The sequence below is a fragment of the Halorubrum persicum genome, assembly GCF_002727125.1.
Lineage (GTDB): Archaea > Halobacteriota > Halobacteria > Halobacteriales > Haloferacaceae > Halorubrum > Halorubrum persicum.
In genome coordinates, this window is the sequence record NZ_NHOA01000139.1 from 1 (window position 1) to 21,212 (window position 21,212).

Consider the following 21,212-nt stretch of genomic DNA (forward strand, 5'->3'; position numbering starts at 1 on the left):
CCGATCGGCCGCCGCGGCGCTCGCGTCGTTAGTCTGGGGACGCACGCCGTCGGACCGGGGGACGCACACCGCCGGTCCGGGGCCACGCCGAACGGCCGGCTGACGATCAGGCTAAGTCGCCGGCGGGCGAGGGCCAGATATGGTGCTCGTACTCTCCGCGGAGGCGGTCGACCGAGCCCTCGATCTGGCGGGGCTCGTCGACGTGGTGGACGACGCGTTGATCAAACAGGCCGCCGGCGAGGTCGAACGGCCGCATCGACCGCATTTCCCGGTCGGCGCCGGCCTCGACGGCGACGACTCGCTCGGAACCGGGATCGCGATGCCGGCGTACGTCCACGGCGCGGACCACTACGCGACGAAGCTCGTCGGCGTGCACGAGGAAAACGCGACGCGAGACCTCCCGACGATCAACGCCCAGATCGTGCTCACGGAGGCCCGGACCGGGCTCCCGAAGGCGTTCATGGCGGGGACGACGATCACGAACGCCCGAACCGGCTGTATCGGGGCCGTTTCGGTTCGGGCGTTCGTNNCGGTTCGGGCGTTGGCCCCGGAGCCGAACGGCGAGGGACTCACGCTCGGGGTCGTGGGTGCGGGCGAACAGGCGCGCTGGCAGAGCCGGGCGATCGCGACCGTCGCGACGCTCTCGGACGTGCGGATCCACTCGCCGAGCGACTCGCGGGAGGCGTGCGCGGCGGACCTGACCGAAGCGGGGCTCCCAGCGCGCGCGGTCGACACGCCACGGAAGGCCGTCGAGGGGGCCGACGTGGTCGTGACGGCGACGACCGCGAGCGACCCCGTCTTCCCGCCCGACGCGCTCGGCGCGGGGACCCTCGTCGTCGCCGTCGGGGCGTTCACGGCGGACATGCAGGAACTCGACCCTCGCGTCTTCGAACGCGCAGAGCAGACGTTCGCCGACGTGCCCGAGGAGGTCGCCGAGACCGGCGACCTCCTCGCGAGCGACCTCGACGCCGACGATCTGGTCGAGCTCGGTGTCCCGCTCGCCGACGGGTACGTCCGGGAATCGGACGACGGGATACTGGTCGTCGCGAGCGTCGGGTCCGCGACGCTGGACGCCGCGGCGGGCGAAACGGTCTACCGGCGGGCGGTCGAGGCGGGCGACGGCACCGAGGTGTCGCTGTAGCCCGACCGACGCCAGCGCCGCGGCGCCAGGCGGCCGACGCGACGAGGAGATCGCGTCCGACGGCCGTTTGAATTCCGCCGAACCGGCGCGAAACGACGAGCCGGATCGTAGTGCCCAATTGCAGAGTTGTTGTTCTAAAAACATACTTAATCATACAATTTGCGGCCGTTTCGTGGCCATTCAGCCGCTTCCTCGCGGCCATCCGACCATGGTCACCCCACCGTTTATTATGTACTGTACGGGATCCGGAATCGGAATGTCATCCGATATTACTGACCGTGTGAATCGTCGTGCATTTTTGGCTGCCGCCGGTGGCGGCGGCGTTGTCGGACTGTCTGGCTGTGTGGGTTTCGGCGGCGGCGGAGATGGCGGTGACGGCGGAGACGGAAGCGGGGGCGATAGCGGCACCGACGACGGGAGCGACGGCGGCGACGGCGGGAGCCAGGACACGATCGTGTTCGGACAGCCGGGAGCGTTGACCGGCTCGTTCGACTTCCTGCAGCCCGGCGTCTCGCAGGCGGCCGACGCCGCGGTCAGCCACATCAACGACGCGGGCGGCGTGCTCGGCGCGGAGCTGGAACTGGTTCGCCGGGACACCGGCGTCGACCCGCAAGAGGCGCGGACCGTCGCGACGCAGCTGGTCGAAAACGACGACGCCGCGGCGATCGTCGGCCTCTTCTCGAGTGAGATCAACCCGCTATGGGATTTCCTCCAAGACCTCCAGACCCCGGTCGTCACGCCCTGGCCGGGCTCGACGTTTCTCGACACCCGGGGCGGCGACAAGGGAACTGCCGACGACGTGAGCGACGACGAGTGGGTGTGGCGGACCGTCGTCGGCGACACCGTTCACACCGCCGGGAGCGCCGTGTACGCGCTCGAAGAGGGGTACGACACGCTCGGGGTCATCAACGGGAACACCGAGGGTGAGCGGAGCTACGTCGAGGGGTTCCTCTCCGTCTACGAGGAGAACGGGGGGACCGTCGCCGAGCGCGTGGAAGTCGAACTGGGGAGCTCGAGCTACCAGTCGGCGCTCAGCCGGCTCTTCGACGCCGACTTCGACGCCTTCCTCGTCAGCATGCCGCAGGAGTCGGCGATCACGGCTCTCAGCGACTGGTCCGACGGCGGCTACGGCCGTCAGCCGATCCTCTCGGACACCTTGGCACAGCAGGCGGTGATCGACCAGGTCGGGAGCGATCTCCACGGCGCGTGGGTCGCCTCGCCCGGTCGGTCGGGCCCCAGCTACGACGCGTTCGAGAGCGTCTACACGGAGCACGGCGACGCGGAGATCAACGGCTGGACGCCCCCGTCGTGGGACGCCGTTCAGGTGACCGCGCTGGCGATCGAACGCGCCGGCGAGGCGAGCCCCGAGGCGATCCAACGCAACCTCGGTCCCGTGAGCCGCGGCGAAGGGACGGTCGTCAGCACCTTCGCGGAGGGGAAGGAGGCGCTCGCCAACGGCGAAGAGATCACCTACGAGGGCGCCGCGACGCCCGTCAACTTCACCGAGCACGGCAACGTCTTCGGGAGCGTCACGATTAGCACCGCCGAATCCGGCGGCTTCACCGAGACGACCGAAGTCCCGGCCGAAGACGTCAGAGAGTACGTCGCGGAAGGCGACTACTGAACGCGATGGGGTTGCTTCAGGAACTCGTCTTCGGGCTGGTCACGGGGTCGTACATCGCGATCGCCGCGATCGGGTTCACGCTGATCTACGGGATCGTGAACATGATCAACTTCGCGTACGGGGAGTACATCTCGCTGGGTGCCTTCATCGGCTTCCTCGCCGCGAACACTCTCCCCGGTCCGCTTCCGGTCGCGGTCGTCGCCGCGATGATCGGCGGCGGGGTCGTCAGTATCGTCCTCGCGAGGGGGTTCTTCACCCCGATCAATCAGACCGGGCCGGTGCCGATGCTGTTGACGTCGATCGGGCTCGGGATCGCACTCCGGAACGGGATCCGCCTCGTCGGCGGCCGGAGCGCCCGCTACTTCGAGACGGACACGTCGACGTTCCGGTTCGACGCGCTCCCCGACATCCCGATCGGGCCCGTCGACCTCCTCGGCGGCTTCTTCGTCACCTCCGAACACCTGATCGTCATCGGCTCCGCGGCGGCCGTGTTCGCCGCCGTTCACCTCTTGTTGACCCGAACTGACGTGGGGATCGCGATGCGCGCGATGGGTGACGACGAAAGCCTGGCGCGCGTTCGGGGCATCGACACCCAGCTGATCCGCGACAGCGTCTGGATACTCGCCGGCGTCCTCGCCGGACTCGCGGGCGTCCTGATGGCCGTTCAGACGAACGTCAGCGCCGACACGGGGTACAGCCACATCCTGCAGATACTCTCGGCCGCCATCCTCGGCGGGGCGGGAAGCCCCTACGGCGCGATTCTCGGGGCGTACGTCATCGGCCTCGTGTTGGCGGTCTCGACGGCGTTTCTCCCCTCGTCGATGACCGGGCTGTCGTCGGCGATGGCGTTCGTGATCCTGATCGCCGTGCTGCTCGTCAAGCCGAGCGGGATCGCCGGAACGGAGGTGCGCGAGGCGTGAGCGCTCTCGACCGCCTCCCGTCCGGACACGGCGACCGAGCCCTCATCGCGGGGGTCGTCTGCCTGCTCGTCGGCGCGCTGTTCGCGCTGACGCCGCTTCGCGTACAGCTCCCGAGCGCGTTCTACGTCTTCGTCGAGGTCGGGATCCTGTTCGTGATCTACGGGGTGCTCGTGCTCGGGCTCGACCTCCAGTACGGCCACACCGGCTTGGTCAACTTCGGCCACGTCGTCTTCTTCGCGGTCGGCGCGTACGCGACCGCGATGCTGTCGGCACAGGACACCTTCGCCGGGATCGGATTGGGGTACCCGTGGCCGCTGGGGCTCGCGGCCGGCGTGATCGCCGCTGCGATCCTCGGAGCGGCCGTGAGCCTCACCTCCATCCGGCTCCGCGGCGACTTCCTCGCGATCGTGACGCTCGCGACAGCCGAGATATTCCACTCGGTGTTCGTCAACTTCGACAACATCTTCGGCGGTAACGTGGGGATCCTCGGCGTGCCGCGACCGATCGCCGCGCTCGTCACCGACAGCGACACCCGACTGGTGGCCACCCTGCTCGTGTTGGGCGGGGTCACCCTCCTGACGCTGGCGATCGTCACTCGGCTCACCGAGGCGCCGTACGGGCGCGTGCTCCGGGCCATCCGGGCCGACGAGCTCGTGACGCGCTCGGTGGGGAAGTCGACGATCACCTACAAGACGCAGGCGTTCGTCTACGGCGCGGCGCTCGCCGGATTCGCCGGCGGGCTGTTCGCGCTGTACAACGGCGCCGTCGCACCCGGCTTCTTCACCATTCAGGTGACGGTCACCGTCTGGATCGGGATGCTGCTCGGCGGCGCGGCGAACCACCGGGCGGTGCTCGCGGGGCTCGCGATCATCATGGGGCTCCGGCTCGTCTCCCGGTTCGCGCTGGACGTGACGCCGGTCTCCGGCGACGTGTTCGCCTCGATCCGCCTCATCGTCGTCGGGCTGATCCTCGTCGCCGTGATCCGCTATCGTCCCGCCGGGATCTGGGGCGATCCGCAGGAGCTGGGGGTGGACCAATGAGTCTGCTCTCCGCCGACGGACTCGTCAAGGAATTCGGCGGCCTGCGGGCGATAGACGGGCTCTCGGTCTCGATCGATGAGGGAGAGCTCGTCGGCGTGATGGGACCGAACGGCGCGGGGAAGTCGACGTTCTTCAACTGCGTCAGCGGAGTGATCCAGCCCGACGACGGAACCGTCTCGCTCAACGGGACCGACGTGACGGGCGACGCTCCCGAGTCGCTCGCGCACCGCGGACTGGTGCGGACCTTCCAGAACACCCGCGAGCTGGAGACGATGACGGTCCGCGACAACGTCCGACTCGCCGCCCCGGACCAGCCGGGCGAACGAACGCTTCCCGCGCTGCTCCGGAGCGGCTCGATGCAAGAGCGGGAGGAGGCCGTTCGGGAGCGCGCCGACGAGCTGATCGAGATGTTCGAGCTGGACCACCTCGCGGACGAGTACAGCAGCAACCTCTCCGGCGGCCAGCGGAAGCTGCTCGAGCTCGCACGGACGCTGATGCTCGACCCCGACATACTCCTCCTCGACGAGCCGTTCGCCGGCGTCAACCCGACGCTGACCGGCGAGATCGCCGACCACGTCCGGGACCTCAACAACGACGGGATGACCGTCGTGATCATCGAGCACGAGCTCGAGACGCTGACAGAACTCGTCGACCGGCTGGTCGTTCTCCAGCAGGGCCAGCTGCTCGTCGAGGGCGAGCCGGAGGCGGTGCTCGAAGACGAGCGCGTCATCGAGGCGTACCTCGGAGGTGACGCCGAATGAGCCTCCTCGACATCGTCGACCTCGACGCGGGGTACGGCGACCTGCAGGTGCTCTCCGGCGTCGACATCCACGTCGACGACGGCGAGTACGTCACGATCGTCGGCCCCAACGGTGCGGGGAAGTCGACGGTGATGAAGACGATCGTCGGGATCGCGACGTGTCTCGGCGGGTCGATCGAGTACCAGGGGACGGACATCTCCGGGTTGGACCCCGAAGAGGTCGTCCGCGAACGGGTCGGCTACGTCCCTCAGACGAACAACGTCTTCCCGACGCTGACCGTCGAGGAGAACCTGCGGCTCGGCGCGTACGTGCTCGACGAGATGCCGGACGACCGGAATCGCGAGGTGTACGACCGCTTCCCGGCGCTCGCCGACCGAACGGACGAGGACGCCGGCTCCCTCTCGGGGGGCCAACAGCAGATGCTCGCGATGGGGTGCGCGCTGATGCTCGACCCCGACGTGCTCCTCCTCGACGAGCCCAGCGCGGGGCTCGCGCCCGACCTCGTCGACGACATGTTCGACCGGGTCGACGAGATCAACGACGCCGGCACCACGATCCTCATGGTCGAACAGAACGCGAAGGAAGCGTTGCGGCGCTGTGACCGGGGCTACGTGCTCGCGAACGGTCAAAACCGCTACGAGGACGACGGCGACGCCCTCCTCGACGACGAGGAGGTTCGCCGGGAGTTCCTCGGCGGGTAGCGGGTCGGTCGCGGAGCGCGGTCGCCGTTACGATTCTTCACCGCCGCGGTCGCCGTCGCGATCCGTCTCGGCCGCGGTTCGACATCGGCACGACGCTGCGGTCGCCACGCGGGCTCCCGGATGAGCGCCCGCTCAGGGCTCCGCGTCGACGACGCCGACGTACGGCCGACCGATGGGGTGCGTCACGGTCAGCCACTCGACCCGGCGGTCGCCGATCGAGCCGGCGGTGCGGTCGTCGGTCTCGACGGGCCGGTCGTCGCCGGATCCCTCGTCCCCGAGCAGATACGCGATCGGCCGCGGACCGAACGCCGCGAGCCTGTCGGCGAGCAGGCCGTCGCCGCGTGGCTCTGCGAGGACCACCGGGAGAGCGGGAAACGACGCGGTCACGGCGTCGATGTCGTCGCTCTCGCCCATCGTCGGGTCGCCGGAGTCGAAGGCGGTCTCGAACCGAGCGACCGCGGCGTCGAGGTCGGCGACTCCGAGCACGACCGTGTCGATCCCGACGATGGACGACGACGCCAGGTCGCCGGTCGGCTGGACGCGACGCGTCCGGGGCGTCCGGTCGCTAATGAGGAACGGCAGCGTCGAACCCGGATCGCCCTCGCCGAGGTACGTGAGGTCCCACTCGACGAGCGCGCCGTCCTCTCGCGTCCGCTCGTACTGCGACGGCCCGTCGACGCGGACGCCGCGGTCGCGGAGGTCGTCGCTCGCGCCCTCGATGTCGTCGACGTCGACCGCCCACGCACACGGCCCGCCGCCCTCGCGGATGGGAACGTCCCACCACGGCGACTCGGCGTCCGGTTCCAGCGTCGAGATGAGTTCGATGTAACTTCCGTCCCGAAACCCGACGATCGCCATGTGCGTGACGCCGTTCGAGTGTCGGCCGCCGTACTCGACGGGGAGCCCGGCGTCGTCGAACGCGTCGACGAGCCGGTCCAGGTCTCTCCCCGCGACGGTGACGTGGTCGATGCGAAGCTCCATACCGAGACGCCGGAGGCGACGGGCAAATACGTTCCGGCGAGATCGGTGACGCCGCCGCCGGCGCATCGCGACCGATTGACTCATCGGCTACGGTTAAGTAGCCTGACCGCTTTTCCTCCGGAAAGATGTCCCACGACGCGCGAGCCAGACTGAGCGACCTCCGCCGGGCGTTCCACCGCTCCCCGGAGCCCGGATGGCGCGAGTTTCGGACGACTGCCCGCGTCGTCGAGGAGCTCGAGCGTATCGGCGTCGACGAGATCGCGGTCGGTCGCGAGGCGCTCGCGACCGACGCGCGGATGGCCGTTCCCGACGGCGACGAGATCCAGCCGTGGATCGACCGGGCCCGCCGTGCCGGGGTCAGCGACGACCTCCTCGAGCGCACCGCGGGCGGTCACACCGGCGTCGTCGCGACGCTCTCGCAGGGCGACGGGCCGTGTATCGGGCTGCGCGTCGATCTCGACGGGATCTCGATCCGGGAGTCGGATGAGCCGGACCACCGACCGGCGGCGGAAGGGTTTCGGTCGGAACACGACGGCTACATGCACGCCTGCGGTCACGACGCGCACCTCGCGATCGCGCTCGGCACGCTGGAGGCCGTCAAAGAGAGCGCCTTCGAGGGGACGGTCAAGGTGTTCTTCCAGCCGGCCGAGGAGATCTCCGGCGGCGGCAAGGCGATGGCCGAGAGCGGCCACCTCGACGGCGTCGACTACCTGTTCGCGCTCCACGTCGGGCTCGGCCACCCCACCGGCGAGATCGTCGCCGGGGTCGAGAGCCCGCTGGCGATGGCGCACCTGACCGCCACCTTCGAAGGCGCGAGCGCACACGCCGGGAAGGCGCCGAACGAGGGGGCAAACGCCATGCAGGCCGCCGCGGTCGCGATCCAGAACGCGTACGGCATCGCCCGCCACCGCGACGGGGCGACGCGGGTGAACGTCGGTCGGATCGAGGGCGGCTCGGCGAGCAACGTCATCGCGGAAGAGGTGACGATCGAGGCCGAGGTCCGCGGCGAGACGACCGCGCTGATGACGTACGCGCGCACCGAGCTCGAGCGGGTGTTGTACGCCGCCGCCGAGCTCCACGACTGCGATGTCACCCCGCGCGTGATCAGCGAGTCGCCGTGCGTCGACAGCCACCCGGCGCTCAGAGAGCTCGTCGGGAACGTGGCGTGGGACGTCGACGGCGTCGAGCGCGTGATCCCGACCGAGGAGTTCGGCGTGAGCGAAGACGGCACGTATCTGATGCAGCAGGTGCAGGACGCCGGCGGGCTGGCCTCGTACGTCCTCGTCGGCACGGATCACCCGACGAGCCATCACACGCCCACCTTCGACGTCGACGAGGAGAGCCTCGAGATCGGCGTCACGCTGCTCTCCGACGCGTTCGTCGAGCTGTCCCGGCGGCGCCCCTGACGGGGACGCAGCGCGGTGACAGCCGGTTTCGACGCGGTGCGCTCGTTGGACCGATCAGTACTGTTAATCCGGTGGCACCCGGTGTATCGGCCATGAGCCAGAACGACGTGCCGGAGTCGCTGGAGGCGGCCGCCGAGTCCGACCGGCCTCGCGGGATCCTCACGCCCTCCGATCGCGACTTTCTGCTCGGACGCAAAACCGACTACACGGACCACTCCCGGAAGCAGAAGCGGAACCGGATCCGACGCCGCGTCCGGAACGCGATCCTCGATTTCAGCATCCTCTTTGAGTGTTTGGAGGAGCGCGACCGGAAGACGGTGTTCGACCCGAACGACGAGGACCGCGAGGCGTACACGCAGGGGATCACCGACATGCTCGCGTTCCTGCACCTCGGGACGATGGGGTACCACACGCCGTTCAAAGATATGCTCTCCGAGGGCGTCGGGAAGGCGGAACAGCAGCTCGCCGGGTCGAACTACCGGATGGTCAACGTGGAGTTCAACGTCGAACCGGTCGGCCAGATCGACGTCGACGAGGTGGTCGCGAAGCTCGAAAACGACGAGTTCGCGGAGCTCACCGACGAGGAGCTCCGCGCGTTCGTCCGTCTGCTGACCATGTCGGAGTCGTTCTCGCCGGAGGAGGCCGGCGAGGAGATCAAAGACCGCGTCGACGAGTTCGCCGAGAAGCTGACGGAGAGCGCCACCTCTCACGAGCGCACGCTCGAAGAGTTGACGAACTGATCGTCGGACAGGAGTTGACGAACTGATTGCGAACTGATCGGCGGACCAGAGTTGGTGGTCCGGAGCGACGGAGAGAAACAGTAGGCGGTAACAGATATCGCTCACGCGCTGCTGCCCAGTGACCCGGGAGTCGCGGTGCGGCGGTCGATCGGTCTGGGCGGTGCCGTTCGATCTTCGATCGAATTTGAGTCCGATGCCGCGCTTTTTCGGATTGTTCCTCACGGGTTGTCCGCATATCGCGTCGATCGCTGTCGAGATCGCCGCTCGAACTGCTTGATTCGAATTGTGTTGAACGTAGATACGGAATACATAATTCGAATAGATGCCGCCGGTTTGAGAAACACTTATTGTGTACGATTTCAATGCATCCTGCATGCCAGCACGTGGCATGGTACTCAACCGGCGGAGGCAACGTGGACCAAGTAGTCATCGCCGTCGCGGGGGGACCTTCTGATGAGTGGCTCGGAGAAGGGAATGGTCGAGGAGTTCCGCGACGAGATCGACCCGATCGTCTTCGCGTTCGGCGCGCTCATCACGCTGGGCGTCATCGTCGCGTTCTTCATCAGCCCGTCGGCCGTCGAGAGCGGCATCTCGTCGCTGAACGACCAGCTGCTCGGCGCATTCAACTGGGCGATGCTGTTGATCGTGTTCCTGATCGTGCTGTTCCTCCTCTTCCTGATCGTGGGGCCGTGGGGCGGTGTCAAGCTCGGCGACGAGCCACCGGAGTACAGCTTCCTCTCCTTCTTCGCGATGCTGTACTCCGCGGGCTTCGCGGCCGGCGTCGTGTTCTGGGGACCGACCGAGGCGCTGTTCTACTACGACAGCCCCTCACCGCTGTTCAACGGCGTCGAGGGGGGGACGGCCGAGGCGATGACGATCGCCGTCCAGCAGACGCTGTTCCACTGGGCGCTGCCGCAGCTCGCCGTGTTCACCATCATGGGCATCGCGATCGGCTACTTCGCGTACAACTACGACAACGTGCCGCTCCGCGTCTCCTCGGCGCTCACGCCGATCCTCGGCGCCGACAACCTCGACGGCCCGGCCGCGAAGGTCGTCGACATCCTCGCCGTCTTCGCGACGATCGGCGGGGTCGCCACCTCGCTCGGCTTCATCGGGAGCCAGTTCGTCACCGGGCTCGACTACCAGTGGGGGATCAACATGGGCGATCTCGGTATTCTGCTCGTCGTCACCATGATGACGCTGCTGTTCACGACCTCGATGGTGCTCGGGGTCGACAAGGGGATCCGCCGGCTCTCGAACTTCAACATGATCCTCTTCGTCGTGCTGATGTTCGTGACGTTCATCGTGGGTCCGACGCTGTTCCTCGTGCTGCTCGGCACGCAGGCGTTCGGCGGCATGGTCACGGACTTCGTCTCGATGAGCCTCTTTACCGGCGCCGGACCGATGGGTAACGGCAACATGGGCGCGACCGGGTGGATGAACGCGTGGACCGTCTTCTACTGGGCGTGGGCGCTCTCGTGGTCGCCGTTCGCGGGGCTGTTCATCGCGCGGATCTCCAAGGGGCGGACCGTCCGCGAGGTCGCGTTCACGGGGATCGTCGCGACCTCCGGCGCAACCATCCCGTGGTTCACCTTCGTCGGCGGCACCGCGGTGTGGGCGCAGCACAACGGCATCGCCGACTTCAGCGCGGTGATGTCCGGTGAGGCGGGGGCGGAGGTCTCCGGCTTCATCCTCTTCGAGGCGCTGAACTTCACGCTGAATCTCGGTGGGGCGTCGATGACGGTCCCGATCGGCTCCGCGCTGATCTACGCGTTCATGATCCTCGTGACGACGTTCTTCGTCACGTCGGCGGACTCCTCGACGCTGGCCGTCTCGATGATGACGACCGGTGGCAAGGCGAAACCGTCGAACATCAACCGCATCTTCTGGGGCGTCGTCCTCGGGATGACCGCGGCGATCCTGATGATCCTCGGCGGCACCGGCAGCGCGAACACGCTCCAGCAGGCGGCGATCATCACCGGGACGCCGTTCGCCTTCGTCTGCTTCCTCGCGATGCTGTCGCTGATCAGGGACTTCAGCAAGCATTACGACCAAGTGCTCCTGCAGGACGAGACGGTGCTGTGGGGCTCCAGCAGTGAGTCCGACCGGTCAAGTTCGATCGACTCGGCCGGCGCGGACGACGACTGACGCTCGTCGAGGCCGACTCGCACCGTATTTATAACAAGTTTTAATGTATAACGTATACATTAACTGTGTATGAATAGGGATACGGCGGAACCCGCTACGGGCGCGCTCCCCGGCCCGAACGCGCAGCGTTGGGTCGACTTCCACCAGTCGCACTCCGCGCCCAGCGAGTACTCGCACGAGTTCGTCTGGGACGTGACCCGCGAGGCCGACGGACCGTTCGTCACCGACGTCGACGGCAACGTCCTCCTCGATTTCACCTGCCACATCGGCGCGGCCCCGCTCGGCTACAACAGCGAGAAGGTGCTCTCGAAGCTCCGGGAGTTCGACCTCGTCGAACCGATGAAGATCGCCGGCCAGGACATGTACTTCGGGTCGGGGCCGACGCCCGAGGAGGCCGACTTCCCCGGGTCGAGTCATCTCATGGACCGACTGACCGACATCTCCAGTCACTACGGGATGGACACGGTGTTCCTCTCGAACTCCGGGGCCGAGGCGATGGAGAACGCCATGAAGATCACCCACGACCACCGCGCCCCCGCGAAGTACGGCGTGGCGTTCAGCGGGAGCTTCCACGGCCGCACGCTCGGGACCCTCTCGCTGACGAAGTCGAAGGACGTGTACACTCGTCAGTACCCCGAGATCAGCGGCATCGAGACGGTGCCGTTCTGCGCCGACCGCGGCTGTGACCCCGCGAGCTGCGACTGCGGCTTCTTCGCCGGCGGCGGCTCGCGGCTCCGGAACATGCTCGCGCCCGAGGGCGGCCACGTCGACCCCGCGGAGGTCGCCTTCCTGACGCTCGAGCCGATCCAGGGCGTCGGCGGCTACCGCTTCCCCAGCGAGGCGTTCATGGACGAGGTCGCGGCCGTCACCGAGGAGTACGACATCCCGCTCGTCGTCGACGAGATCCAGTCGGGCGTCGGCCGGACGGGCGAGATGTGGGCGGCCGACCACTACGCCATCGAGCCGGACGTGATCGCGAGCGCGAAGGCGCTGCGCGTCGGGGCGACGATCTCCCGGTCGGAGGTGTTCCCGTCGGAGAAGAACCGCCTCGGCTCGACGTTCGGCGGCGGCGACATCCTCGGCTCGATGATGGGGACGTTCACGCTGGAGGCGATTCGGGAACACGACCTCTTGGCCAACGCGACGCGACGCGGGCGTCAGGCGAGAGAGCTCCTCAGCGACGACGCGCCGGAGACGGTCGTGGACGTTCGCGGGAAGGGGTTGATGCTCGCGGTGGAGTTCGACACCGCCGAGCGTCGCTCCGCCGTCGTCGAGGCCTGCCTCGACCGCGGGCTGTTGACGCTGGGCTGCGGCAAAAAGACGATCCGGCTGCTCCCGCCGCTCGACGCGACCGAGCGCGAGATCGCGCTCGGGACCGGGATCTTCCTCGACGCGATCGAGGCCGTCAGCGCGAGCGCGCCCGCGAACTGACGGGCCGAACCGGCGGTCCGATCCCGCCGACCGTCTGCTCACCCCTCGTCGTCGACCGAGCGCGGGACGGTCGGCTGCTCGACGACCGAGCGCTCGACGACCGAGACCCCGTCGATCTCGGAGACCGCGGCCAACACCGCATCGAGGTGGTCGGCCCCGCGCCCCTCGATCCCGATCGTCACGGGGGTGCGGTTCGGATGGTCGGTCGCGGCGCGGCTCGCGCGCTCTAAGGTGTCGAGCTCGGCGCCCTCGGCCGTCACCGTCTCGACCACGTCGCCCACCTGCCTCGGCCACGCCGCGAGCGCGAGCCGCGCCTCGGCGTACCGACCCAGTTCGACGAGGCCGGTGCGCGCGAGCGCGGCGTGGTCGGTGAGGTTCACGTTCCCGCCCGAGACGACGACGGCGGGATTGGCGTCGGCGAGGTCCAACTCCGCCGAGAGCGCGGCGGCGAGCGGGGCGGCGCCGGCGCCCTCCGCGATCAGCTTCGCTCGCTCGGCGAGGAGCGCCACGGCGGCGGCGATCTCGCGGTCGGAGACGGTGACGACCTCGTCGATGACCTCGCGGGCGATCGCGAAGGTGGTCTCCAGCATGCGCGTGTCGGCGATCCCCTCGGCGACGGTGTCGACGTCCGAGAGCGGGCGGATCTCGCCGGCCTCCAGCGACGGCTTCGCGTGTGCCGCGCCCTCCGGCTGGACGCCGACGACGCGAACGTCCCGGTCCGCGGCCGTCACGGCCGTCCCGATCCCGGAGATGAGCCCCCCGCCGCCGACGGAGACGAGCACGGTGTCCATCGCGGGATACTGCGCCAGCAGTTCGAGCCCGACCGTTCCCTGTCCGGCCACGACCGCCTCGTCGTCGAAGGGGTGGACGAACGTCTCACCGGTCTCCGCGGCGCGCTCCACGGCGAACTCGTACGAGCGCTCGTAGATGTCGCCCTCCACGAGCACGGTCGCGCCGTACCCCCTGGTCGCCGCGATCTTCGCCGCCGGCGTCACCTCGGGCACGACGATCGTCGTGTCGATCCCGAGGAGATCGCCGGCGAGCGCCACGCCCTGCGCGTGGTTGCCCGCGCTGGCGGCGATCACGCCGGTCTCGCGCTCGGCCGCGGTCAGCTGTGCCATCGCGTTGTACGCGCCGCGGATCTTGAACGATCCGGTCCGCTGGAGCGTCTCGAGCTTGAGCCCCAGCGACGCGGCCCCGCTCATGTCGGCGAAGGTGCGCGAGGTGTCGAGCGGCGTCCGGTGCGCGACGTCGGCGAGCCGGTCGCGCGCGGCCTCGATGTCGCCGAGCGTGACGGTCGGCGACGCGTCCCCGCCGCTCCCGGCAGCGGAGCCGTCGGTCATTCGCCGTTCTGGCGGACGGTCGCCGGGTCGTCGACCTGCGGGACGGGGTGGCGCCGTTCGAGGTCGCGGACCGCGCCGACGAGCACGTCCACGCCGTGCCGGAGGCTCCGCTCGTCCACGTCGAAGGTGGGCGTGTGGTGGCTCGTCGGGTGGGCCGTCCCGACGATGAGGTACGTCGCCAGCCCGCCCTCCTCCTGGACGCGCTCCATGAGGAACGTCGCGTCCTCGCTCGCGCCGAAGTCCGCCGCCGGGAGCACGGTGTCGATCCCGTCGACGCCCTCGGCCACTCCGGCGACCAGCGCCTGCAGCTCCGGGTCGCTGTCCGCGCGCGGCGACTTGCTGACCACGTCGACGGTCGCCCGGCAGCCGTGCATCGTCGCGGCGGCGCGGACGGTGCGCTCGAACCGGCGCTTCATGAACTCCATCAGCGCGGTCGTCTCGCCGCGCGCCTCGGCCTCCATCTGCGCGCGCTCGGCGATGACGTTGCTCGCGGTGCCCGCCTCGGCCGTCCCGATGTTCACCCGCGTCATCCCGTCGGCGTGGCGGGGGATCCCGTACGCGTTCACGATCGCCGTCCCCATCGCGTGCATCGCGTTGTCCCCCTCGTTGGGGGCCTTCCCGGCGTGGGCCGACGTGCCCTCGATCGTCGCGTCGAGGTGCGCCATCGCCAGCGGCTTCTCGATGCCGGCGACCACCTCGCCGGTCGGGTGGTCGAGGCCGACGTGGACCGCGAGCAGGTAGTCGAGGTCGTCCGCGAACCGGCTCTCGGCCATCGGGCGACCGCCGCCGCCGGTCTCCTCGGCCGGCTGGAAGAACACGACCAAGCGCCCGGCGAAGTCGCTCTCGGCGATCGCTTCGAGGGCCGCGAGCCCCCACGTGATGTGGGCGTCGTGGCCGCAGGCGTGCATCGTCCCGTCGATTTCCGAGCGGAACCCCTCGTCGACGGGGCCGTGGTCGGGGTCGGTCGACTCCTCGATGAACAGCCCGTCGATGTCGACGCGCAGCCCGATCGCGGGTCCGTCGCCGCGGTCGAGCACGGCGACGGCGCCGGTGTTCCCGCCGGCCATGCGTTCGAGTAGCTCGTCGTCGACGCCGCGGTCGCGGGCGCGCTCGACCCACGGGCCCAGGTCCGCCTCCGGAACGGCCATGCGGTCGGCCGGGTCGTACGCGTCCGGCCCGATCGCGAGCTCGTCGACGCCGATCGAGCGGATCTCTTCGACGAGCGTCGCCGTCGTGAGGAACTCGCGCCACGCCGGCTCCGGATGCCGGTGGAACCGTCTGCGGACGCTGGCGAGCCGATCCCGTATTGGTTCGTTCATGCGTGTCACGATCTCGCTCAACCGCCTTAACTGTACACAATTGTCGTGTACACGAAGTACACAAAAGGCTAAGAGCCATCCTCGTAATGATCCGGCAACGCGTCGTCCCGACGCGCACACAGCTCATGAGCGCACAACAGACCGCAGACCCCGATATCGTCGTGTTGCGGGAGGGAACGGAAGGATTACCGATGTCGTCGTACGCGGAGCGCCTCCGCGAGCGTCTCCCAGACCAGACGGTCGCGCTCGCGCGGACGCCGGCCGAGGAGCGCGATCTCGTGCCGAACGCCCGCGTGGTAACTGGGATCACGATCGATCCAGACCCCCTCGAGCGCGCCGAGCGACTGGAGCTGTTCGCGTGTACCTTCGCCGGCACCGACCACGTGCCGACCGAGGCGCTCCGGGAGCACGGCGTCGCCGTGACGAACGCGGGCGGGATCCACGCGCCGGGCATCGCCGAGCAGACGATCGCCAACATGCTCGTCTTCGCGCGCAACCTCCACGAGGGGTGGCGCCGGAAGCGGAACGGAGAGTGGCGCCACTTCGGGTCGCACGAGTTCACCGACAGCACCGTCACCGTCGTGGGGCTCGGATCGATCGGACAGGCGGTCGTCCAGCGGCTCGCCGGGTTCGAGGTGGAGACGATCGGGATCCGCTACACCCCGGAGAAGGGCGGCCCCACCGACGAGGTGCTCGGCTTCGACGACGAGGACGTCCACGAGGCGTTCGCCCGGAGCGACTACGTCGTGCTCGCGTGCCCCCTCAACGACCTGACTCGCGGCCTGATCGGCGAGGCGGAGCTGGCGACGCTCCCCCCGGACGCGGTCGTCGTGAACGCGGCCCGCGGCGGGCTCGTCGACACCGACGCGCTCGTCTCCGCCCTCCAGACCGAGGGGATCCGCGGCGCCGCCCTCGACGTCACCGACCCCGAGCCGCTCCCGTCGGACCACGTGCTCTGGGAGCTGGAGAACTGCCTCATCACGCCGCACACCGGCGGCCACACCCCCAAACACTGGGACCGGCTGGCCGACATCGTCGCCGACAACGTCGCGGCGCTCGACGCGGGCGAAGAGTTGGAGAACGCGGTCGTCACGCCGGACGCGGACGGCTGATCGGACGCGCCGAGACCATGCCGTGCCGGGATAGCTACAGCCCGTATGCGGCCGGCTACGGCCAGAGCCCGCGCGCGCCCTTCGCCTCCGCGATCCGAGACAGCGCGACGACGTAGGCGGCGTCGCGCCACGGCAGGTCCCGCTCGTCGACGACGGCGCGCACGTCGCTCCACGCCGACAGCATCTGTTCTTCCAGCTCCTCGTTGACGCGCTCCAACGACCACGTCCGCCGGTTGATGTCCTGGAGCCACTCGAAGTACGAGACGGTGACGCCGCCGGCGTTCGCGAGGATGTCCGGGATCACCGCCACGCCGTTCCCCTCGAGGATCTCGTCCGCGGCGAACGTCGTCGGGCCGTTCGCGCCCTCGACGACGACGTCCGCGGCGACCGCGTCGGCGTTGCTCGCGGTGATCACGTTGCCGACGGCCGCGGGGATCAGCACGTCCACGTCGAGTTCCAGGACCGCGTCGTTCGACAGCGTCTGCGGCGCCTCGTGGGAGAGCACCGCCTCGGGCTCCTCCTCGTGGGTGGGGACCGCGTGCGTGTCGAGGCCGTCGGGGGCGTAGATCGCCCCGTTCACGTCGCTGACGGCGACGACGGTCGTGCCCCAGTCGTCGAGCAGCCGGGCCGCGTTGGCGCCGACGGACCCGAACCCCTGGACCGCGACGGTCGTCTCCGCGAGGTCGCGGCCGTAGTAGTCGACGGCCTCGCGCGCGGCGATGGCCGTCGACCGCCCCGGCGCCGCCTCGCGGCCGTACGACCCGCCGATGACCGGCGGCTTCCCGGTGACGACGCCGGGGATCGTCTCGCCCTGCTGCATCGAGTAGGCGTCCATGAACCACGCCATCGTCTGGGCGTCCGTCCCCATGTCCGGCGCGGGCACGTCCTTCGTCGGCCCGACGACGTCGCGGATCTCCTCCGCGAAGCGCCGGGTGAGGCGCTCGCGCTCGTCGTCGGTCAGCGACTTGGGGTCGACGGCGATCCCGCCCTTGCCGCCGCCGAAGGGAAGGTCCATCACGGCGCACTTCCAGGTCATCCACATCGAGAGGCCGGTACACTCGGCGGCGGTCACCTCCGGGTGGTACCGGAGTCCGCCCTTGTACGGGCCCCGAACGTCGTCGTGCTGGGCGCGGTAGCCGGTGAACACCTCGACGGTCCCGTCATCGCGTTCGAGGGGCACGGAGACCTGTTGGACCCGCGTCGGGTGTTTCAGGCGCTCGACGATGGCGGGGTCGACGTCGGTGTTGGTCGCCGCGCGTTCGAGCTGTTTGCGCGCGGTCGCGAGCGTCGATTCGGGCTCCGTCTCGGCTGCGTCGTCTGTGGTGGGTGTCGTGCTCATGGGTGTCGGCCGTAGCGTAGGTGGCTTGGTCAGCGTCGCGTGGTTCGTACGGTCGGTGCGGCGGCGATCGATGCCCCCCGATCAGGTCGTGAACAGTTCGCGGGGGAAGTCGGCCAGCGTCTCCGCGCCGGTCGAGGTGACGCGGAACGTCTCGCTGATCTCCATCCCCACGTCGGAGGTCCAGATCCCGGGGATCATGTGGAACGTCATGTTCTCTTCGAGCACGGTCTCGTCGCCGGGGCGGATGCTCGCGGTGTGCTCGCCCCAGTCCGGGGGGTAGCCGAGCCCCATCGAGTAGCCGATGCGGTCCTCCTTCTCGATCCCGTACCGCTCGATGGTGGTGCGCCACGCCTTCTCGACGGTCTCGCAGGTGACGCCGGGCTCCGCGGCGTCCAGCGCCGCCTCGATCCCCTCGACGACGATGTCGGCGGTCTCCTGCAGTTCGGCGGGAGGGTCCCCGACGAAGGTCGTCCGGGCCAGCGGCGAGTGGTAGCGGTGGCGACAGCCGGAGAGCTCGATGATGACGGGGTCGCCGTCCTCGTAGCGTCGGTCGGTCCACGTGAGGTGCGGGGTTCCGGTGTGATCGCCCGACGGCATCAGCGGGACGATCGCCGGGTAGTCGCCGCCGTACGCATCGGTCCCGTCGATCAGCTGCTGATAGACGGCGGAGGCGACCTCGTACTCCGGGACGCCTTCTCCGACCGCGTCGAGGCCCGCCTGCATCGCGTTCTCGGAGATCCGCGCGGCCTGCCGCATGTACTCCAGCTCCTGGTCGGACTTCTTGATCCGGATCCAGCCGACGAGCAGCGTCGCGTCCTCGAACGCGGCGTCCGGGAGGTTCTGTTGGAGCCGCGTGTACGACTTCGCGGTGAAGTAGGCGGCGTCCATCTCCAGCCCGACGCGTCCGTCCGCGACGCCCAGCTCTTCGAGCACGCCGGCGACGTAGTCCATCGGATGGAGGTCGCGGGGCGACTGGACGTGGTCGTCGCTGTACGCGCGGATGCTCTCCTCGGCGAGGTGCGTCGTCGCCCGCGCGCCGTCGCCGTCCATGTCGCGGCCGATCCAGATCGGCTCGTCGCGGTCGGGCGTGACCACGACCGCCTGATGGACGTAGAACGACCAGCCGTCGTAGCCGGTCAGATAGTTCATGTTCGCCGGATCGCTGACCACGATCGCGTCGAGGTCCCGCTCGCGCAACCGTTCTTTCGTCCGCGCCACTCGGCGCTCGTACTCGGCCTCGTCGAAGATGTGTTCCCGTGGCATGGTAACAGTGCGTCTACGGAGAGGATCAGCCAGCAGGTGTATAAATTTATCGTGTACAATAAAAACGGATACTGTGTACACTTCGGGCCACAGATCCGTCAGATTCGCGCGGTAGCGCTCCGTTATCGAGGGAAGAGATACCGCGCATGTGGCTCCGAGAGGGCTCGAAACCCACAATCTGTTCCTCTTGGATCGGGGTTTTTGTACCGCGTCCGCGGATACGCAGACATGCTACACAGTATCGGACCGCTGCTGTCGATCGACGTTGGCGAGCAGACGACCGCAGAGACCGATATCACGGGGGTTCAGGAGCGCTACATCGGCGGGCGCGGCGTGGGGACGCGACTCGCTCACGAGCGGATCCCGTTCGACGCGGATCCGCTCGGCCCGGAGAACCGCGCCGTGTTCACCACCGGGCCGATGCAGGCGTCACAGATGAGCTTCACGGGCCGGACGAACTGCACCGCGCTCTCGCCGCTGACCGACGGGTTGCTGTCGTCGAACGCGGGCGGGTTCGTGTCGCGACACCTCGCGGCGACGGGGTACGGGGCGATCGAACTGGCCGGCGCCAGCGACGAACTGGTCATCGTACACGTGCGCGACGACGGCGTCGAGTTCGAGGCCGTGCCGGAGCTCGCCGGAGCGACGGTCCCGGAGACGACCGGCTACCTGGAGGCGGAGCACGACATCTCCAGCGACCGGACGGCGGTGATCGGACCCGCCGGCGAGAACGAAGTCCGGTTCGCGTCGGTCATGACGACCGAGGAGCGCGCGTTCGGTCGCGGTGGGCTCGGCGCGGTCCTCGGCTCGAAGAACGTGAAGGGGATCACGTTCGGCGGCGACTCGGCGCCCGAGGTCTCGATCGACGCGACCGCGACCGATATCCACCGGGAGGCCGCCACCGAGGACCACATCATGAAAGAGCAGGGGACGGTGGCGGTGATGGACCTCGCCAACGAGATGGACGGGCTGCCGTCGTACTACTTCTCCGAGCGCTCCTTCGAGGGGGTCGAGGGGATCAACGGCGCCGCCGTCGCCGAGAAGAAGTATAAGAAGGGGACGTGCTCGTCGTGTGCGTTCGCCTGCAAGCTCCCGACCCGCGACGAGGCGCGCGGCGTCGAGACCGAGGGCCCCGAGTTCGAGGTGGCGATGGCGTTCGGCTCGAACTCGGGGATCGACGACATCGTCGACGTGATGAAGTCGAACCAGCTCTGCGACGAGTACGGGCTCGACGCCATCTCCGCGGGCAACACGATCGCCGCGTACCTCGCCGCCGAAGACGAGTTCGGCAACCGCGAGCTCGTCTGGGACCTCGTCGAGAAGATCGCCGAGCGCGACGGGGTTGGCGACCGGCTCGCGGAGGGGATCGGCCGGATCCACGAGGAGCTCGGCGTGGGGAACTGGTCGGTGAAGAACATGGACTTCGCGGCCCACGAGGGACGGCTGCTCCACGGGCAGGCGCTCTCGTACGCGGTCGCGAACCGCGGCGCCGACCACATGTACGCGACGTTCTACTCGGTGGAGTACCCCTTAGTCGAGGAGGAGGACGCGATGGAGCCCGCGGGATTCGGGGGGAAGGCCGAGCGGCTCGTGCAGCGCGAGAACCTGATGGCGCTCAACGACAGCGGCATCGTCTGTAAGTTCTCTCGGGACTTCATGACGCCGGAGCGCTACGAGCTGCTCTTCGGCGCCGACTTCGAGGAGCTGCTCGCGGCGGGCGCCCGGACCGTCACGCTGGAGCGCCACTTCAACAACCGGCGCGGTATCGACGGCGACGACGACCGGCTCCCGTACGCGGACGAGCTCCCCGGACTCGACGACGCCATCGACGCGTACTACGATCTCCGCGGCTGGAACGACGACGGGACGGTGCCCGACGCGGCGCTGCCGGCGTAGGCGTCCGGGGTGGCTCTCGGGCTCCCGACACCCTCTCAGAGTGCGGA

At 68.9% G+C, this 21,212-nt stretch carries 17 protein-coding genes; 12 read left to right on the forward strand and 5 right to left on the reverse strand.

Features of this window, described 5'->3' with window-relative positions; all coding sequences use genetic code 11:
- Positions 1-139: 139 nt before the first annotated feature.
- The 6 genes from DJ69_RS14830 to DJ69_RS14855 all read left to right on the forward strand — a co-directional run bounded on the left by DJ69_RS14830 (position 140) and on the right by DJ69_RS14855 (position 6,187).
- On the forward strand, positions 140-1,141 hold the full coding sequence (locus DJ69_RS14830; protein ID WP_099256318.1) for an ornithine cyclodeaminase family protein: 1,002 nt from the start codon (positions 140-142) through the stop codon (positions 1,139-1,141).
- 343 nt (positions 1,142-1,484) lie between these two features.
- On the forward strand, positions 1,485-2,765 hold the full coding sequence (locus tag DJ69_RS14835) for an ABC transporter substrate-binding protein (RefSeq protein ID WP_099256319.1): 1,281 nt from the start codon (positions 1,485-1,487) through the stop codon (positions 2,763-2,765).
- Between the two features lie 5 nt (positions 2,766-2,770).
- Positions 2,771-3,685, forward strand: coding sequence for a branched-chain amino acid ABC transporter permease (locus DJ69_RS14840; RefSeq protein WP_099256320.1), 915 nt, complete (start codon positions 2,771-2,773; stop codon positions 3,683-3,685).
- Complete coding sequence (locus DJ69_RS14845) at positions 3,682-4,725, forward strand: branched-chain amino acid ABC transporter permease (protein ID WP_099256321.1); 1,044 nt, start codon at positions 3,682-3,684, stop codon at positions 4,723-4,725. The genes DJ69_RS14840 and DJ69_RS14845 overlap by 4 nt, the downstream gene beginning before the upstream one ends.
- Positions 4,722-5,486 carry an ABC transporter ATP-binding protein gene (locus tag DJ69_RS14850; RefSeq protein ID WP_099256322.1) on the forward strand — a complete coding sequence of 255 codons (765 nt, stop codon included), beginning with the start codon at positions 4,722-4,724 and terminating at the stop codon, positions 5,484-5,486. Before DJ69_RS14845 ends, DJ69_RS14850 begins: the two co-directional genes overlap by 4 nt.
- Positions 5,483-6,187: an ABC transporter ATP-binding protein gene (locus tag DJ69_RS14855; protein WP_099256323.1), complete on the forward strand. Its 705-nt coding sequence runs from the start codon at positions 5,483-5,485 to the stop codon at positions 6,185-6,187. The genes DJ69_RS14850 and DJ69_RS14855 overlap by 4 nt, the downstream gene beginning before the upstream one ends.
- A gap of 132 nt (positions 6,188-6,319) precedes the next feature.
- On the opposite strand, the gene DJ69_RS14860 is transcribed toward DJ69_RS14855, so the two are convergent.
- Complete coding sequence (locus DJ69_RS14860; protein ID WP_180271839.1) at positions 6,320-7,168, reverse strand: VOC family protein; 849 nt, start codon at positions 7,166-7,168, stop codon at positions 6,320-6,322.
- A 125-nt stretch (positions 7,169-7,293) separates the two neighbouring features.
- Between DJ69_RS14860 and DJ69_RS14865 the strand changes: the two genes are divergently transcribed.
- The 4 genes from DJ69_RS14865 (at position 7,294) to DJ69_RS14880 (ending at position 12,893) form a co-directional block, all read left to right on the forward strand.
- Positions 7,294-8,574, forward strand: coding sequence for an amidohydrolase (locus DJ69_RS14865; RefSeq protein ID WP_099256325.1), 1,281 nt, complete (start codon positions 7,294-7,296; stop codon positions 8,572-8,574).
- Between the two features lie 92 nt (positions 8,575-8,666).
- The gene (locus DJ69_RS14870; RefSeq protein ID WP_099256326.1) at positions 8,667-9,314 is read left to right on the forward strand and encodes a hypothetical protein; all 648 of its coding nucleotides are present in this window, start codon (positions 8,667-8,669) and stop codon (positions 9,312-9,314) included.
- Between the two features lie 453 nt (positions 9,315-9,767).
- On the forward strand, positions 9,768-11,462 hold the full coding sequence (locus tag DJ69_RS14875; RefSeq protein WP_180271840.1) for a BCCT family transporter: 1,695 nt from the start codon (positions 9,768-9,770) through the stop codon (positions 11,460-11,462).
- Between the two features lie 69 nt (positions 11,463-11,531).
- Positions 11,532-12,893 (forward strand): aminotransferase class III-fold pyridoxal phosphate-dependent enzyme, encoded by a 1,362-nt coding sequence (locus tag DJ69_RS14880; protein WP_099256328.1) that lies wholly within the window; start codon positions 11,532-11,534, stop codon positions 12,891-12,893.
- 38 nt (positions 12,894-12,931) lie between these two features.
- Here the strand turns inward: DJ69_RS14880 and DJ69_RS14885 are convergent, their stop codons facing one another.
- Positions 12,932-14,236 (reverse strand): threonine ammonia-lyase, encoded by a 1,305-nt coding sequence (locus tag DJ69_RS14885; protein WP_099256329.1) that lies wholly within the window; start codon positions 14,234-14,236, stop codon positions 12,932-12,934.
- Positions 14,233-15,555 (reverse strand): amidohydrolase, encoded by a 1,323-nt coding sequence (locus tag DJ69_RS14890; RefSeq protein WP_099256330.1) that lies wholly within the window; start codon positions 15,553-15,555, stop codon positions 14,233-14,235. The genes DJ69_RS14885 and DJ69_RS14890 overlap by 4 nt, the downstream gene beginning before the upstream one ends.
- A gap of 125 nt (positions 15,556-15,680) precedes the next feature.
- Here DJ69_RS14890 and DJ69_RS14895 point away from each other — a divergent pair, with 125 nt between their 5' ends.
- Entirely contained in the window at positions 15,681-16,667 is a 987-nt protein-coding gene (locus DJ69_RS14895) for a D-2-hydroxyacid dehydrogenase (RefSeq protein ID WP_099256404.1), read from the forward strand.
- A gap of 55 nt (positions 16,668-16,722) precedes the next feature.
- Here DJ69_RS14895 and gdhB read toward each other — a convergent pair whose 3' ends face one another.
- Together gdhB and DJ69_RS14905 are read right to left on the reverse strand one after the other, a co-directional pair.
- Positions 16,723-18,006 carry a glutamate dehydrogenase GdhB gene (gdhB, locus tag DJ69_RS14900; RefSeq protein WP_099256331.1) on the reverse strand — a complete coding sequence of 428 codons (1,284 nt, stop codon included), beginning with the start codon at positions 18,004-18,006 and terminating at the stop codon, positions 16,723-16,725.
- Positions 18,007-18,087: 81 nt separating this feature from the next.
- Positions 18,088-19,269 carry a M24 family metallopeptidase gene (locus DJ69_RS14905; RefSeq protein WP_099256332.1) on the reverse strand — a complete coding sequence of 394 codons (1,182 nt, stop codon included), beginning with the start codon at positions 19,267-19,269 and terminating at the stop codon, positions 18,088-18,090.
- A gap of 228 nt (positions 19,270-19,497) precedes the next feature.
- Here DJ69_RS14905 and DJ69_RS14910 point away from each other — a divergent pair, with 228 nt between their 5' ends.
- Positions 19,498-21,165, forward strand: coding sequence for an aldehyde ferredoxin oxidoreductase family protein (locus tag DJ69_RS14910; RefSeq protein WP_099256333.1), 1,668 nt, complete (start codon positions 19,498-19,500; stop codon positions 21,163-21,165).
- Positions 21,166-21,212 lie beyond the last annotated feature (47 nt).